The following is a 15,486-nucleotide window of genomic DNA, read 5'->3' on the forward strand; positions in this document are numbered from 1 at the left end:
TTATAATTGCAAGGGATACACAATGCTGTATTCCTTCTTTTAATAGAAAGCGGAGATGACTTCTATTACCGGCTATCTCCGCTTTTTTTACATACGCCGGGTCTTTTTGTGTCAATATAGTAACAAACCGGCTTTTTTGTCCTTTTCCTGACCCTATTGGTTGTGAAAAAAAAGGACACCCGATAATATTAAAAGAGTAAAGAATTACTACTCGAAAGGATGTATTGAATGTTTAATCACACAGATGAACTATCCATCAGTTCCATTCGTACTTTATCAATCGACGCCATTGAAAAGGCGAATTCCGGCCATCCGGGGATGCCGATGGGTGCAGCGCCAATGGCTTATACGCTTTGGACACGCTTCATGAACCATAACCCGAAAAATCCTGAATGGTTCAACCGTGACCGTTTCGTCCTTTCTGCTGGACATGGCTCCATGCTTTTATACAGCCTTCTTCATCTTTCTGGCTATGATGTTTCCATGAATGACATTAAAGAGTTCAGACAGTGGGGAAGCAAGACGCCAGGTCACCCTGAATATGGCCATACTCCAGGTGTTGACGCAACAACAGGCCCATTAGGTCAAGGTATTGCAATGGCTGTTGGTATGGCAATGGCTGAACGCCACCTGGCTGCAACATACAACAAAGACAACTTCAATGTTGTTGACCACTATACATACAGCATCTGCGGTGACGGAGACCTTATGGAAGGCGTTTCGGCTGAAGCTGCTTCCCTTGCTGGCCACTTAAAGCTTGGAAGACTGGTTGTTCTATATGATTCAAATGATATCTCACTTGATGGTGACCTTGATAAGTCTTTCTCTGAAAGTGTTGAACAGCGATTCAAATCATACGGCTGGCAGTATATCCGCGTAGAAGACGGCAATGATCTTCACGAAATTGCAAAAGCAATTGAGGAAGCGAAGCAGGATGAAAACCGACCAACAATGATTGAGGTTAAAACAGTCATTGGCTACGGTTCTCCAAACAAATCAGGTAAATCTGATGTTCACGGCGCTCCACTGGGTGCTGATGAATTGAAATTAACGAAAGAAGCCTATAAGTGGACTTTCGAAGAGGATTTCCATGTTCCTCAGGAAGTATATGATCACTTCAAGCAGCAGGTTGTAGATAGCGGCTCTAAGAAGCAGCAGGAATGGGAAGACCTTTTTGCACAGTATAAAGAAGCGCATCCTGAGTTAGGAAAACAGCTGGAGCAGGCAATCAATGGCGAGCTTTCAGAAGGCTGGGATAAAGACATCCCTGTTTATGAAGAAGGAAAGAGCCTTGCAAGTCGTGCTTCTTCCGGAGAAGTGCTAAATGCAATCGCACAAAACCTGCCTTCCTTCTTTGGCGGTTCTGCAGACCTTGCAGGCTCCAACAAAACAATGATTAAAGGTACAGGCGACTTTACAGCTGAGTCATTTGACGGCCGCAACATCTGGTTTGGTGTACGTGAATTTGCAATGGGTGCTGCACTTAATGGTATGGCCCTTCACGGCGGATTAAAAGTATTCGGCGGAACATTCTTCGTGTTCTCTGATTACCTGCGCCCGGCAATCCGTCTGGCTGCACTTATGAACCTGCCTGTTACGTATGTATTCACACATGACAGTATCGCTGTAGGTGAAGACGGACCTACACATGAGCCTGTAGAACAGCTTGCTGCATTGCGTGCAATGCCAAACCTATCTGTTGTCCGCCCTGCTGACGGAAATGAAACAGCAGCTGCATGGAAAACAGCAATTGAATCAACAAACAAGCCAACTGCATTAGTATTGACCCGTCAAAACCTTCCTACATTAAAAGGAACGGATTCAGCGGCATACGAAGGAGTACAAAAAGGTGCTTATGTTGTTTCACCAGCTTCCAACAGCAACGCGGATGTATTATTGCTTGCTGCTGGATCTGAGGTTAGCCTGGCTGTTGAAGCACAAAAAGCGCTTGAAGGCGAAGGCATCCATGCATCTGTAGTGAGCATGCCTGCTTGGGACCGCTTCGAAGCTCAATCAAAAGAGTACAAAGAAAGCGTAATTCCTAAGACAGTCAAGAAGCGTCTTGCCATTGAAATGGGATCTTCACTTGGATGGCACCGCTATGCAGGAGACGAAGGCGATGTTCTTGCAATCGATACCTTCGGCGCATCTGCACCAGGTGAGAAGATCATGGAAGAATACGGATTCACAGTTGAAAACGTTGTGGCACGCGTAAAAGCATTGCTGCAGGGATAATATTTACCGGAAAGGGAGAGCTGAGAGGCTCTTCCTTTTTTGTGAGATAGGTATATATTTAAAAAACAGGATTGAATTTCAGTAAAACCGGGAAAATGACGAAGTAAATATTTTGAGCAGCTATTATAGCAGTTCTCCCAGCAAGAATCCTCATAATCAACTGAATTCTTCGTTTTCGACAAAATTAGTGAAAGTTTTTAACATCTTCAGACACATTCCTTATTTTTGGTTGCTTATAATTGAAAGAAATGGATTGTCCCGGAAGGAGGGGCCAGATGAGAGCTTATCAATTGTATTTAATAGAAGATGAATTTGCGGCCCATTATTTTGGCAGAGAGCGGATGTTTTTTCAGTTGTTTGAAGAGTATGAGCATTCGTCAGGTGAAATGAAGTCTATTCTATCGAAGCAAATTGATTTTGTGACTAAGCCAATCCCGGGTTTGAAAGTGCATCAATACATCCATCAGCAGCTGCAGCGAAAAAAGGACTTTATCATAGAAAAAAGTGCATACTATATAGAGATGAGCAAAAGAAGCAGGGCGAAGCTTGAAGTATTTGAACGGAGCCTGGTTTTAGAAGCGGCCGGCAGCTATGAGGCAGAGACGGTATTTTTCGAAGTACTGCGAAAAAGCGAGTCCTCCTTCCTGGCTGTTGACCTCAAGCATAAGCGCTATGGGTGGCTAAAACCGATAAAAGAGAGAAAATTCGTCTAAAATATGAGAAAAAATGAAGCAAATATTGTATAATAACCTTTGGTCTAGTACACTGTATGATAGACAACATGAAGGAGGAAGTTAGTATGGGTATGTACATTCTAGTTGGTGTACTGGCGCTTCTTGCCGGTGTAGCACTAGGATTTTTCATTGCTCGAAAATATATGATGAGCTACCTGGAGAAAAATCCGCCAATTAATGAACAAATGCTTAAAATGATGATGATGCAAATGGGCATGAAGCCATCTCAGAAGAAGATCAACCAAATGATGAATGCCATGAACAAGCAGACTGGCAAGTAATCAGGGACACAAACCTTGATATAAAAGGGTTTCTAAAGGGTTAAAAGTAATTTAGATTAATAAAATTCACAAACTTTAAGTGTGAAATGGTGAATCTTTCATCATAATTTATTATCGAATTGCTTTATCCTTCATCATTTTACAACTAACCACTTTTTTCTGTTGAAAGATTCAACGGAGAGAGGTGGTTTTTTGTGTTTTTAGAGGATGTTTTAAATGAGTATCTCTATCACTGTATGGCAAAGGGCTATACACAAAAGACGATGAAAAATAAGCGACAGGAACTGAAGCAAATCAAAGAATACTTGGTGGAGCGGAGAGGGATTAATGAACTCGAAAGTGTTACTCCATTTGATTTGAAGGCTTATGTTCGATTTAAGCAGCAGGCGGGATTGCAGCCTCAGAGTATCGTTTCAATGTTCAAGATGATAAAAGCATTCTTTTCCTGGTGCGAAAAAGAAGGGTACTTAAAAGAGAATATAGCTAAAAGAGTGGAGACTCCGAAGGTTCCAAAGAAGGTTCTGAAAGGGTTTAATGCTAGTGAAATTCAAGCAATGATAAATGCTTTTACTTTTAAAAATTATATAGAAGCAAGGAACAAGACAATTATTGCGATGCTCGCAGATTGTGGACTTCGTGCAATGGAGTTGAGAGGTTTGTTAAATGTAAATGTTAAAGAAACCTCAATATTAGTTAATGGTAAAGGGAATAAGGAGAGATTAATTTTTATTAGTCCAGCTTTAAAGCGAATTCTAATTAAGTATGAGCGAATTAAGAATCAACACTTTAAAGATAAGATTACAACAGATCATTACTTCTTATCTTATAAAGGTACAGAGTTATCGCATGTTGGTTTGGACAACGTGATTAAATTAGCTGGGAATAAGGCAGGGGTTGAAGGGAAAAGGGTATCTCCTCATAGTTTTCGTCACTTCTTTGCAACTCAATTTTTATTGAATGCTAACTTTCATGGAAATGTAGACATCTACACTTTAAGTAAACTCCTTGGACATTCCGAAATCAGTACTACTCAGAGATATTTATCAACACTAGAAGATTTCGAACTTATAGAGAAAGCTATGCCTTCTAGTCCTTTAATGAATTTGAACAGGAGATAATTACAATGAAACCAGACATCTTAGACAATTTTGATGAAGCAGAACCAGAAGATATATTAACAGAAATTAGACAGTTATGTTACACCGTCAAACATAATCCGAATTTCAGATTTACAGATGATCAAAAGGAGTTAAGTAATTGGGTTGAACAAATAATACGAGGAGAAAAACCTAATTTAGATTTTTATAGGAAGAATTTTTAAGTTAACAAATAGTAAACAAAAAAATAAGACCCGAGTTGCAGCTCGGATCTCAGACGAATTATCAATCCCATAAACAAAAATATGGAACTAACCCTAAAATTGAATATGGAATTTTCCCTACCCTTATTTTATCGAAAAAAATTTGATGATGCAAGGTTTATTAAGTATTGTCTTTTTTTAGGGGAATTCCCTTGTGAGTAGCCGTTAAACACAAGTAAATAAATTACGTCAGGTATTGATCCAGCCAAAGCGACAAATGGAGATAGGCAGGTTAATCAGTTTCCTATTACTGAACCTGTTGAAAGGAGAAAGCTGCCTTTAAGTGCTGATCGAAGGAAGGGTAGAGCGTTTACGGACGCTGTAGGACAAGCCACAGAGGATTTAAGTTAATCCAAACTGTTAGGGCTACTTGATTACAGTAGGCTTGTTTAGAGGAGACTCTAGCGATTAATAGGGCATTACAATACGGATACCTAGTTTGATATACCATCAAGTATTTTATGAATCGTCTGCTACTTGCTAACGATTCTTTTTTCAATGTTTCGTTAGTAGGTAGCCAATTTTTCACCCAAGCCGTTTCCTAAATTTTCAACCCATCAAGCCAAAAACCAAAAGCAAAATCAAATAAAAACATCATAATAAAGCAAAAAAATAACCACTGATTATTCAGTGGTCTTATTATTGTCTTTTTTAACATGTTCAATAACATCTTCAATTTTGCAATTTAGAACTGTGCAAATATCATCAATTACTTTTAATGATACTAATTCATCTTTACTTATCTTAGCTATTGTTGCTGAAGAAACATTTATAAGCTTTTGTAGATCAGTCTTTGATATCTTTCTCTGATGTAATGTGGACATCAAGGGTGCATAAGAAATCATTCTCATTCTCCTTTTCTAAAGATTTCTTTACTATATTGTATCACATCTTTAAAAAGATTAAAAAAACTTTCGGAAATCCCTTGACGTTTTTGTTTAGTAAAGTATATACTATCTTTAGAAAGTTAAAGAAATATTCATAAATCAAAAGAAAGAAGGGTGTATATGTCAAACAGTCCAACAGCTTCACACATATACGAGTTATCTGACAATCCAACTTGTTACGCTGCTGTTGAATCCACCTATGTCAATCCAGTAGAAGGCAAAGGGGAAAAAGATGCTGTAAGTATTTACATGGGTCATGAAGATGTAAACGCTATTGATGCATTAATCAGCGTATCTACAATGGATGCAAGGAGTTTTGCTCAAGCAATTATTGCAGTATGTGATGAAATTGAGAAGGGAGAGTGAAATAATTGTTTATTTGGATGCTGATTTACAGTCTGTTCACGTTTTTAGTCGGATTATTCTTGGGGATGGATCGTTCAGGCCAGTTAAAAAACTAAATATTACATAATAGGGGGAAATGAAAATGAAATTCTTAAATGGATCAATTACGTTAAATGTCTCTGCTCTAATAAGTGAAATGTCTTCAGCGGATGTAAAGACTAAGCTACATCCTCAAACTCTTATCGGTGGCAAGCTCAAACTGGTTTTGGCAGATGGTCAGGAAATTACTTTAGATGTAAATGAATTTGAAAATGTGCAGCTTGATACCTTGTGCCCAGAAACAGGCTTACCAATTCTCAGTGACGATATAAATTATACTTTGTAACTCAACAGATTCTTAGGAGGTAAAATAATGTATTCAAAAGATCAATCAATACACAATTACAGCGATTCCCCTTTAAAGTTAATGAGAAAATATATTCTTGCAGTAGACTTCATCCTTCAGGGGGATCTTGAAGACCATTATTTGGACTACTTAAGTAATCTAGATGAAAAAGAATATGCAGGCTTCCAAGAAGAAATTTCAGAAATTATTGAAGAGTTTTCAATTTCAGATGAAGAAATAAAACAAGCAGCAGCTAGACTAATTAAATTATCAGTAGTTAGCTAATGGAGGAGTATAAATGAATAGCGTCTTAGAATTCCCTTGCTTGAAGCCCCAGGAGACCGATACAGAGGTTTTACAGCTTTTCGCAGCCGAATGTATTCAGGAGAACAAAGAATCAGTTATTCAAATGATTAACGCTTTAAAACAACCTGATGTAACTTATATCATTGAAACGATTACTTTTAAAATTATGAGCCTAGTATTGGCTGAAAAAAGCAAGGGAAGTATCGTGGAATACATTTCATCAGGTACTTATTATAAACTCACTCAGCTGCTCATTGAGGGCTTCCAATCAGATCCAGATATTATAAGCAGCATACCTAAGAGGGTTTAAATAAAAAATGATCTATTCATAAATGCGAGGTTTGGAGGCCAGTGCATTTATGAATAGATCATTATCTAATGTCGTTATTATATAGACTGAAATCAATTAAATCAATCATTTCAAATTGTAGAATCATTAAAAAAGTGGAAAATTGCTTATATTTTATTCAAATATTTACAGTATAATAAGGTTAAATTTGCAAAAAGCATAAAAAATTAAGATTTTTAAGAGGGGTATCGCATTGAATTACGAAAACTATATTGAAACCTTTGATGACTTGGTTAAATCCTTCCCGGAACTTTTTGAAAAATTAACTGGCAGCGACAGACTTAATTTCAGCACACTTACTAAAAGTACAATAGAAAGAGTATTTAACAAGAAAGATCCAATACATGGTATATATTTAATTAGTAACAAAAGTGACAACCCTTTGTATGTTGGAAGATCTAGAAATATGGCTGTACGAATTGGAGTTGACCATAGAGCAATACAAAAAGCTCAAGCGAATCTTACTTATAAAATTGCTAAAGAAAAGAATATCACTCCAGTTGAAGCAAGGTCTTTTATGTATGAAAACTTCTTTGTAAGAATGATTGAAATAGATAACGAATATGCTCGAACATTATTTGAGGTTTATGTAGCTATGAAATTACAGACCCCATATAACAGTTTTAGAGAGTCTTAATTTGATAAAAAAGTATGGACTAAAATTAAATAATTTAATACAATTAAGTATGACTATATAAATGCTAAATAGACGATCCATCTTTTGATGTCGTCTTAGTTTTTTATTCTCTTTTTAGCTTTGAGGATATATTTATCCAGTTTCCTTATGTTCAAAGTATATCATCGGTAAATGTAAAAAGCAATACTAAATTACCTATATAAGTACGATTATACCGTAATTCAACTAGTAAGATATAAAACACATTAAAATACTGATTTTATCGGGAATAAAAAAATATCCGACCACTCACTAAGGTGATCGGACTGAATATATATCTAGGGGGTCTAGATTAAAAGCTATACTGCATTTTGGCTAACTATAGTTTAACAAATTTTTGTTAAAGGGATATTTCAGAAAAAATACAAAATGATTAAGTTGAGAAAGGAGGTGGATCAAAAATGACATTAACTCGCAGTAATTTCTTTTATTGTTATAAAAAGCACGTATCTGACTGGTTAACTAGCCAAGGAGTTCCTTTTATACATATCGGCCAGGAACCTAAGTCAGGGAAAATTTATTCGTTGTATTTCATAAATGAGGAGCTTCAAACTGCTCTAGAGCAATACAAATTAAGCAAATAACATAATCCAAATAAAATCAAAATGAAACAATCGGAGGTAACTTAATGGAAGAAGAAAAAACTAAGAAGGTATTAAAGTACCGGGAAGCAGTCATTGCCAAATTCTTAAATTATCAAGAGGAAGAATCAAACGTCTTTATGCCTAATGAAATATTTAGTGATATTCAAAAGCCATTTAAAGAAATAGCAGCACAAAAAGTAAGAAATCGACCCCATAAATTTATCAAAGTTGAGACTTTAAAAGGGATAAGAAATAAAAGAGGACAGAATGAGGGTGCCAATTCCACACATATAGCTTTTGCTTACTCGTACTATTACTTCATCACCTGGCTATACAGATACGTTAAATACGGTCAATTCAAAATCAATGTAGAGGACATTAAGGAAATCCTCGGATATGCCAGAACTAGCGTAGAAGTTGATTACATAATAAAAAAGAATGGCATACTTGATCAGATAAACTACACTCAGACAACTACTGATTATCCAATTGCATGGGAAATGGATGATTTTAATGGGCTTGAATTTATGTTGTTAAGTGATGCAGAACCTGAGACAAGAACCCTTATGTATCGGGAAAAGGGTAGAAACTACAAAGTTAAGTATCCCGTTAAGCACTTTCATCGGTCTCTGGAAACTTATGAGAGTGGTGAAATGGATGGATTGTTTTTTGAACCGTATGATTTTGACGTTATTCCATTTGAAATCTTCCTGTTTTGCATGGGGAAAAAGGAGTTAGGAGTAAGAGGATTTTACCTTTATTGCTATATTAAGCGCATGAATGGCTTTTATGGAGGTGGTTATGATGCCTCATATGAGCGACTATCTGAAGAAACAGGCATCCCTAAAAGTACTTTAGAAGATGATATGAAGCTTGTTAGACAATACAGAATGGTGAACATTGTTGATCAAATGGATTACTTTGTTCATGGATTAAGTAAGGAAGAACGGAAGGCGACCAGTTATGTTGCAAACTCATATAAACTGTTTTCCGAGACAAAGATTCCAATCAAAACTATCGACAGGATGAGCCTGGTTGATTATAGGGCAATGCAGGAGTCAAAAAGAACAGCACCTACAGCAGAAGAAATAGATGATCAAATGTGGGGATTACCTTCAAATTTATGAAAATCTAAAACCTTGGATATTTAGTATACATAGTATATATACAGGTTATTTTGAAGTTTATTATTCATTAATATTCTATATATAAATTAATTAAATATTAAATTATATAGTAATAAATGATTCATCTATCTTTTAACTATACTAAATTTCATGGGTTTTAAAAAAATGCAAATTACGAACAATCAGATCACAAATCGAGTGGTCAATTTTTATTATCTTAAATCAGATGAAAAACGAACGAAATTACATAATTTAATTTAAATGTACGTGTTTTTAGAAATAATCTTACACATAGAGGAGAATGTTAAATGAAACAATCATTAAATCAAGTAAATGTTTATTCTGTAACAACTGATGTATTTTTTTCTAGAGAAGAAATGAAGTTGAAGGTATTAAAGGATAGGTTGCATGATCTGAAAAGGTTAAGTAAAGAAAAGAGTAGTATTCAAGTAGAAATTGCTTCGTTAAAAGATGACTCAATTATTGAAAATAACGAACATAAAAAGAACATAATGATTAATCAGATAGCATCCAAAGAAAGGCAGTTGGAATATCTGGCCTATTTAGAAGAAGAGGTATTCAAAGGTGAAAAGCCAACAAAAGCAGGACTCAAACGGGATTTAAAGGAAATGATTAAGCAACATGAAGATGTAAGAATACTCAATCCTTTAAGGTTGAATATTAGTCAAGTAATTTCCTTGTTTGAATCTCCACTTACTCGAAAATTAGAAATGGAAAAGAATAAGTTGTCAGAAAAAATTATTGTTGTTGAGGTATTCAATTATGAAATTTTCGATAGCATTCTTGATAAGGGATTCAAATTTAGGAACAAGGAGTTTGTCTATTGGTCATCATCAAGTGGTCAGATTCGTGACAAGAAAGCATTTTTCATCGAAAAAGAGGCTTGGAGTAATATTGAAAATTCCATTACTGCTGGGTTAACTGATGTTGATATTAATAATAATGGCGGTATGTCGGTTAATAAGTACCTCGCATATAAAGCGTTGGCTTCAAGTGCAAGTTATAAGTGGAAAAATTTCAATATTGATAAGTGCATCGTTGTGGATGATGTAGCAGTCTCTTTAGAAGGAAGAACAGTTGATTTCATTAGCAGAGAAACATTTGAGATTGAAAGGACGAACGAGAAGTCGATTGAATTAGAAATTACAGACGGAGCTGGGATGATGCTCCCGCAAGTGAGTGAAAAACTGTTTGGAATAGGTGTACATAAAAATATGCAATTTAGATTGCCTTGGATGAAGGGCTGCCTATCTGCTGTACCATTTTTAGATTATAAAGAGAATCCTGTTGTCACAGATATTTATGGTAAAGAGTGGAATTTAAAGGATTCGGGAATTGAGATCGTATTTTTCAAGTCCCAGTTTAAAATGTGGAAACATTTTATTAATAAGGATAACCCAAAGGAGAGTTGGAAGAAATACCAGGTTAACTTTAAGAAATACAATTGTGAAGCTTCATTTATGAATGTTGAAGAGGATAATATCCCTAATGCTAAAACCAATTATCAGTATCTGCAATCACTAGTTAATATCAGCGATAGTGATTTAATGGAAATAGCTGATTTAACTAATGAGGAATTGCAGAATTTAGGATCAGATGCAGATACAATGCTAAGGGTGTTAGGTGCTTCAGATGACAATGATAATAAAAATGAATTTCAACAAGCCCTGAATCTTTACCCTGCGTTACTAAATGATAAGAATACTAAGAAGAGCCTCAAGGATAAAAAGGAAAAGATTCTTGAGGAAGCGATGGCAGGTAAAGTTAATCTTGAAGGTAAGTATACATACGCTCTTCCTGATTGGTATGCAGTAATGGAGAATATTTTTGATGGTATTGATAATCCTAAAGGGTTACTTGGTAAAGCTGAAGTCTCATGCTCCCTGTATGGTGAGTCAAAGGTAGACTTATTAAGGAGTCCAGCTTTATCGTTTGAGCATGTTATCCGCCAAAACAGGCGGTCGGAAAAGATGACTAAATGGTATATCACAAAAGGAGTCCATGTCTCGGCAGACGATGCAGCAATATCAAAAATCCTAATGTGTGATTATGATGGCGATAAGCTTCTTATAAGTCCATCAAAAACCCTAATAAGAGTGGCGGAGGAGCATATCAAATTGTTAGATGTAGTCCCATTAGAGTATGAAATGGGCGTATCAGAACCAAAATTAATTAACAGTGCTAATATATTTGAGAGCCTTAAAGCAGCATTTAAAGCCAATATCGGAATCATCTCAAACAACCTAACGAAATTATATAATAAGGAGAACTTCGATGTTAAAAAAGATTACGAATTGGTCAAAAAATTGACCTCTTACAATAATCATGTGATTGATATGGCTAAAACTTTGGATGAGGTTAAGTTACCGAGCGAAGTTAAAGAGGAATGGAATTATTACTGCAAGGAAAAACTTCCCTACTTCTTTATTCAGGCAAAAGGTAAGCCGGAAAGCAAAGTAAACAAAAAAAACGATAAGGTTGTTAATCGACTTCAAGACTTCATCATCAACAGACGAATTACCTTTAAAAGCGTTGTTGAACAATTTGACTATAAGTATTTAATGTGGACTCCAAACATTAAAGAGAATGCATTTGTTATTGATGAAGAGACAGACAGCAAAATCATTGAGAAGTATACTGCACTGGACACCAACAAGAGATATTACATAAATGATGAAGCAGAAACTAAAGATGGAAAGAAACCATACATCTATACTCAAATTAGAGAGGAATTACTATCAATTCATCCAGAAGCGCAAGAGGTTTCAGATGTACTAGTTAGATTCCTTTTCGGTAAAAAGGACAGTGAGTACAAGAAGACGTTATTTGAATCATTTGGAGTAGAAGTTGTTGATGCTATTAGGAAGAATGTGCATTCAGAAATCAATTGTAGAGCATGTGGAGAGCTGATTCCAACACCTGAGCAAAGACAAATCAGGTGCGATAGTTGTCAGAAAGCGTACAGGAAGAGACTTGACGCAGAACGGAAAAGGAAGACTAGGAAAATATTAAAAGAAATGTCCGCATGAGTTTTTTTAGATAAATACAAATATGCCCATAAACCTTAGAGTCCCAAGGTATGTGGGCTTTTCTTTTTATTTGAGATAATGGTGTGTTAGGGGAGGCGAATACCAAGTCAATATATACAAGAATCGGCAGTGTACTCCCTCTTTATCTGCCATTTTTTATTTTTTTTATTAAAAAGATTAAACGATACCGTAATTTTAATTTAACATAAGAAAAATTGGGATTCAAGTAGTTTTTTGAATTTGCATAAATAATTTAGTTTGAAATGTACTGCCTTCTCCCCAGTACTGATTGAACTGAATTATTTTTGGAGATTCAAAGCAGGCATGTCGTGAGACACCCTTTCCATTAACTAAATCATAAGGGAGAAGTGAAATATGGGAAGAAGAAAATTAAAACCAAATAGAACTTTAATTGTTGGACAGCTAGTATATATTTATTTGCAAGGTGTTAATGCTCATGGGAGATATGCTTTAACGGATCTGAAGAGTTATCTAAAATTTAATCTTGGTCAATACATTTGGACTCATGACGGGAAAGGAATCTTAGGCGATCCGAACCGTCAAGGATATGCGGTTGCATGGGATAGTGAAAATAAGAAAAATATCAGTATGCATCGTTTGGTCTCAGGCAACAATTCCAGATTACATAGCGAGCATAAGAATGGGAATTCCCTTGATAATCGGTCAGATAATTTAAGGATAGCAACTGCAGATGAAAACAACAGGAATGTACCAGTAAGGAAAGATAATAAATTTGGCTATAAAAATGTTACTCAGCAAAATGGAAAGTATAGATGTTTTATTAAAGTTGATGGTACTAAGTATAATTTTGGAACTAACTACTCTAAGCCTGAGCAAGCTGCATTAGCTTATGATGAAGTTATGAAAAGGTTGTACCCTGAATTTACTATGTACAATAATGTTCCTTTAGATTTACTGACAAAAGATGAAATTGAGCAAGTATATAGGATTGTTGAGAAGCGTATTAAGCAAATAAATAGTAAGTACAAGTTATATATTCCTGAATCCTTTAATCGTTATACTGATGCAGTTAGGGGAGCTAGTATCTAATGGGGAAAAGGATTAAGTATAGTGTGGATCAGTCAGGTGTTGTACATATCATAAAGCAAGATGATAAGAAGGAAATACATAAATGATTAAGATTCTAGAATTGTTTGGGGGAATTGGAGCACCAAGGAAAGCATTAATTAATCTTGGTATTGATCACAAGGCTATTGATTATGTAGAGATTGATGAGAAGGCTGTTCGAGCTTATAACGCATTGTATGATAATAAACATAAGCCTCAAAGTGTAATCGGCTATAACCTTATGCCTGATATCTTAGTACATGGTTCTCCTTGTCAGGATTTTTCTCGTGCTGGTAAGCGTTTAGGTGGGAATGATGAAGATAAGACACGCAGCTCTCTGATGTGGGAAACTTTAAAAATCATTGAAAATCTGGGGTCATGGAAACCGAGGTTTGTAGTCTGGGAGAATGTAAAAGGTGTACTCGATAAAGACATGATACATTCATTTAATAAGTACTTAAATGAAATGAGTCGATTAGGTTACACAAATAGCTTTGAAGTGCTTAATGCAATGGATTTTGGCATACCTCAGAAACGAGAAAGAGTTTTTACAGTATCCATATTAGGCAAAGAAACATTTGATTTTTCTAAGTTGGAGAAGTTGCAAACCGGATCAATTAATGAGTTCTTGGAGAATAGCCCAGATGAAAAATACAATATAACTATTCCAAGTATGCTAAATAAAATTAAAGAATTAAATCCAATTGGAAATAGGAACTATAATCGTTTTTTAGATGTCATTGATACTCATTGTTGGACTATTTCAACAAGACAAGATAGGTGTCCAAATGCAGGGATTATTAAATTAAAGGATGGGCAGTATCGATATTTAACTGAACGTGAATGTTGGAGGCTAATGGGTTTTACTGATGATGATTTTGATGAGGTGCTAAAAGAGTATCCAGGTAGAAGAAATAATAAAAATTCTACCTTATACAAATTAGCTGGGAACAGTATTGTAGTAAATGTATTAGAGGCAATATTTAAAGTTTTATTAGAATTATATACATACCAGGTTAAAGATGGTGTTGCAGTAAATGTTGCTTATAAGGAAGATAAGAAGAAATAAATACATAAATTCATAAAAAAGAGGATGATGATTACACATCCTCTCCTTGATAATACTCTAACTATCTACTCATCTTACTAAGTAAATCAGCATCTATAAGGTTCTTTATAGTGTAAACATCCGAACTTTCACAGTATGCTGCAAGAGCATAATACTTTGCGAATACTCCTTCTACTTCTTCTTCAGGTATTCCATAATTTCTTAAGTGAAGATTTGTTAATTCCATTGCCACATCAAACTTATTTCTTTGTATCGGAGTAGGTTTAACTTTAACTGTTTCAGCCATTTGTTTCACCTCACTTTCTACTAAATTATAACATTAAATTACATAATAGGCGCATAATAATGGTAATTGTGAGAGGAATTCCCTTTAAGTATGTCGAATTGAGTAGGTAGAAAGGAGGGTCATTCTTATGGCGTGGAGAGAAGATTTTTATAATAAAGTAAGAAAAGAAAAACTTGGGCAATCAATGAAAACATATGAGGATGTAATTAATTTTATCAAAAATGAGTTTACTAAATTAGCAGAACCCATTAAATCAGATACTTCAATTGATGAAACTAAGGGTTACTACACCTTCAGTGTTTTGGATAAAAATCTTGAAATCAATAATGAACGTAATAAAATCATTTTTTATAAAAATATTATTGACCCAGAAGGAAGAGATGCAGCTTTAAAATTTAATGAGTTCTCTTTGGTTGACGGTATTTACTGTGTGATGATTGATAATCATCCTGTAAAGATTGATGAAACCATTATTGATAGTATTTTTAAGAAAGCATTTTATTTACAAGGTTAATAATACTAAGGCATCCTTTCGAGGGTGCTTTTTAATGCATAAGAAAAAGCCCATATTTCAGGGCTTCCTTCTCGCCGGAATGAAGAAGACAAATATAGGCACGGCATTTACCTTTATAGTCAATAACTCCATTCCAACTTCCATAATCATATTAAGCATTATGTCATACCCCCAAATTTAAAGTCGCCATGAAGGCGCTAGGCAGCCAC

General features: G+C 35.3%; 17 protein-coding genes. 15 read left to right on the top strand and 2 right to left on the bottom strand.

Translation table 11 applies throughout. The features are described from left to right. Positions 1-228 precede the first annotated feature (228 nt). The 5 genes from tkt to A361_RS30825 all read left to right on the top strand — a co-directional run bounded on the left by tkt (position 229) and on the right by A361_RS30825 (position 4,571). Positions 229-2,235 (top strand): transketolase, encoded by a 2,007-nt coding sequence (tkt, locus tag A361_RS10375; RefSeq protein ID WP_009330561.1) that lies wholly within the window; start codon positions 229-231, stop codon positions 2,233-2,235. 275 nt (positions 2,236-2,510) lie between these two features. Continuing rightward, positions 2,511-2,948, top strand: coding sequence for a sporulation inhibitor of replication protein SirA (gene sirA / locus A361_RS10380; protein ID WP_009330560.1), 438 nt, complete (start codon positions 2,511-2,513; stop codon positions 2,946-2,948). An 86-nt stretch (positions 2,949-3,034) separates the two neighbouring features. Next, positions 3,035-3,250 carry a YneF family protein gene (locus A361_RS10385; RefSeq protein ID WP_009330559.1) on the top strand — a complete coding sequence of 72 codons (216 nt, stop codon included), beginning with the start codon at positions 3,035-3,037 and terminating at the stop codon, positions 3,248-3,250. A gap of 194 nt (positions 3,251-3,444) precedes the next feature. Then, entirely contained in the window at positions 3,445-4,368 is a 924-nt protein-coding gene (locus A361_RS10390) for a tyrosine-type recombinase/integrase (protein WP_019381832.1), read from the top strand. Between the two features lie 5 nt (positions 4,369-4,373). Continuing rightward, positions 4,374-4,571, top strand: a complete 198-nt coding sequence (locus A361_RS30825) for a hypothetical protein (RefSeq protein WP_019381833.1) — start codon at positions 4,374-4,376, stop codon at positions 4,569-4,571. Between the two features lie 662 nt (positions 4,572-5,233). Here A361_RS30825 and A361_RS10400 read toward each other — a convergent pair. Further along, positions 5,234-5,455, bottom strand: a complete 222-nt coding sequence (locus tag A361_RS10400) for a helix-turn-helix domain-containing protein (protein ID WP_019381834.1) — start codon at positions 5,453-5,455, stop codon at positions 5,234-5,236. A gap of 162 nt (positions 5,456-5,617) precedes the next feature. Here A361_RS10400 and A361_RS10405 point away from each other — a divergent pair, with 162 nt between their 5' ends. The 9 genes from A361_RS10405 (at position 5,618) to A361_RS10450 (ending at position 14,477) form a co-directional block, all read left to right on the top strand. Next, positions 5,618-5,863 (top strand): hypothetical protein, encoded by a 246-nt coding sequence (locus A361_RS10405; protein ID WP_019381835.1) that lies wholly within the window; start codon positions 5,618-5,620, stop codon positions 5,861-5,863. A gap of 121 nt (positions 5,864-5,984) precedes the next feature. Beyond that, positions 5,985-6,227, top strand: a complete 243-nt coding sequence (locus A361_RS10410) for a hypothetical protein (protein ID WP_019381836.1) — start codon at positions 5,985-5,987, stop codon at positions 6,225-6,227. Positions 6,228-6,254: 27 nt separating this feature from the next. Beyond that, positions 6,255-6,512 carry a hypothetical protein gene (locus tag A361_RS10415; protein WP_019381837.1) on the top strand — a complete coding sequence of 86 codons (258 nt, stop codon included), beginning with the start codon at positions 6,255-6,257 and terminating at the stop codon, positions 6,510-6,512. 13 nt (positions 6,513-6,525) lie between these two features. Beyond that, on the top strand, positions 6,526-6,843 hold the full coding sequence (locus A361_RS10420; RefSeq protein ID WP_019381838.1) for a hypothetical protein: 318 nt from the start codon (positions 6,526-6,528) through the stop codon (positions 6,841-6,843). Positions 6,844-7,075: 232 nt separating this feature from the next. Further along, entirely contained in the window at positions 7,076-7,519 is a 444-nt protein-coding gene (locus A361_RS10425; protein ID WP_019381839.1) for a GIY-YIG nuclease family protein, read from the top strand. A 667-nt stretch (positions 7,520-8,186) separates the two neighbouring features. Beyond that, positions 8,187-9,269, top strand: coding sequence for a hypothetical protein (locus A361_RS10435; protein WP_019381841.1), 1,083 nt, complete (start codon positions 8,187-8,189; stop codon positions 9,267-9,269). Between the two features lie 308 nt (positions 9,270-9,577). Next, positions 9,578-12,319: a hypothetical protein gene (locus A361_RS10440; RefSeq protein ID WP_019381842.1), complete on the top strand. Its 2,742-nt coding sequence runs from the start codon at positions 9,578-9,580 to the stop codon at positions 12,317-12,319. A gap of 375 nt (positions 12,320-12,694) precedes the next feature. Then, positions 12,695-13,390, top strand: coding sequence for a hypothetical protein (locus A361_RS10445; protein WP_019381843.1), 696 nt, complete (start codon positions 12,695-12,697; stop codon positions 13,388-13,390). A gap of 82 nt (positions 13,391-13,472) precedes the next feature. Further along, a complete protein-coding gene (locus A361_RS10450; protein ID WP_019381844.1) occupies positions 13,473-14,477 on the top strand; it encodes a DNA cytosine methyltransferase in 1,005 nt (334 codons plus the stop codon). Positions 14,478-14,538: 61 nt separating this feature from the next. On the opposite strand, the gene A361_RS10455 is transcribed toward A361_RS10450, so the two are convergent. Next, positions 14,539-14,763 carry a hypothetical protein gene (locus A361_RS10455; protein ID WP_019381845.1) on the bottom strand — a complete coding sequence of 75 codons (225 nt, stop codon included), beginning with the start codon at positions 14,761-14,763 and terminating at the stop codon, positions 14,539-14,541. A 127-nt stretch (positions 14,764-14,890) separates the two neighbouring features. On the opposite strand from A361_RS10455, the gene A361_RS10460 reads away from it, so the two are divergent. Next, positions 14,891-15,277, top strand: coding sequence for a hypothetical protein (locus A361_RS10460; RefSeq protein ID WP_019381846.1), 387 nt, complete (start codon positions 14,891-14,893; stop codon positions 15,275-15,277). The last annotated feature ends 209 nt before the right edge of the window (positions 15,278-15,486 follow it).

Origin of the sequence: Cytobacillus oceanisediminis 2691 (assembly GCF_000294775.2) — a bacterium.
In the GTDB taxonomy this organism is placed as follows: domain Bacteria; phylum Bacillota; class Bacilli; order Bacillales; family Cytobacillaceae; genus Cytobacillus; species Cytobacillus pseudoceanisediminis.

Excerpts from the sequence above, each read along its gene's own strand:
- tkt (WP_009330561.1), top strand. The coding sequence starts at position 229 with ATGTTTAATCACACAGATGAACTATCCATCAGTTCCATTCGTACTTTA.
- sirA (WP_009330560.1), top strand. The coding sequence starts at position 2,511 with ATGAGAGCTTATCAATTGTATTTAATAGAAGATGAATTTGCGGCCCAT.
- A361_RS10385 (WP_009330559.1), top strand. The coding sequence starts at position 3,035 with ATGGGTATGTACATTCTAGTTGGTGTACTGGCGCTTCTTGCCGGTGTA.
- A361_RS30825 (WP_019381833.1), top strand. The coding sequence starts at position 4,374 with ATGAAACCAGACATCTTAGACAATTTTGATGAAGCAGAACCAGAAGAT.
- A361_RS10400 (WP_019381834.1), bottom strand. The coding sequence starts at position 5,455 with ATGATTTCTTATGCACCCTTGATGTCCACATTACATCAGAGAAAGATA.
- A361_RS10405 (WP_019381835.1), top strand. The coding sequence starts at position 5,618 with ATGTCAAACAGTCCAACAGCTTCACACATATACGAGTTATCTGACAAT.
- A361_RS10410 (WP_019381836.1), top strand. The coding sequence starts at position 5,985 with ATGAAATTCTTAAATGGATCAATTACGTTAAATGTCTCTGCTCTAATA.
- A361_RS10415 (WP_019381837.1), top strand. The coding sequence starts at position 6,255 with ATGTATTCAAAAGATCAATCAATACACAATTACAGCGATTCCCCTTTA.
- A361_RS10420 (WP_019381838.1), top strand. The coding sequence starts at position 6,526 with ATGAATAGCGTCTTAGAATTCCCTTGCTTGAAGCCCCAGGAGACCGAT.
- A361_RS10435 (WP_019381841.1), top strand. The coding sequence starts at position 8,187 with ATGGAAGAAGAAAAAACTAAGAAGGTATTAAAGTACCGGGAAGCAGTC.
- A361_RS10440 (WP_019381842.1), top strand. The coding sequence starts at position 9,578 with ATGAAACAATCATTAAATCAAGTAAATGTTTATTCTGTAACAACTGAT.
- A361_RS10445 (WP_019381843.1), top strand. The coding sequence starts at position 12,695 with ATGGGAAGAAGAAAATTAAAACCAAATAGAACTTTAATTGTTGGACAG.
- A361_RS10450 (WP_019381844.1), top strand. The coding sequence starts at position 13,473 with ATGATTAAGATTCTAGAATTGTTTGGGGGAATTGGAGCACCAAGGAAA.
- A361_RS10455 (WP_019381845.1), bottom strand. The coding sequence starts at position 14,763 with ATGGCTGAAACAGTTAAAGTTAAACCTACTCCGATACAAAGAAATAAG.
- A361_RS10460 (WP_019381846.1), top strand. The coding sequence starts at position 14,891 with ATGGCGTGGAGAGAAGATTTTTATAATAAAGTAAGAAAAGAAAAACTT.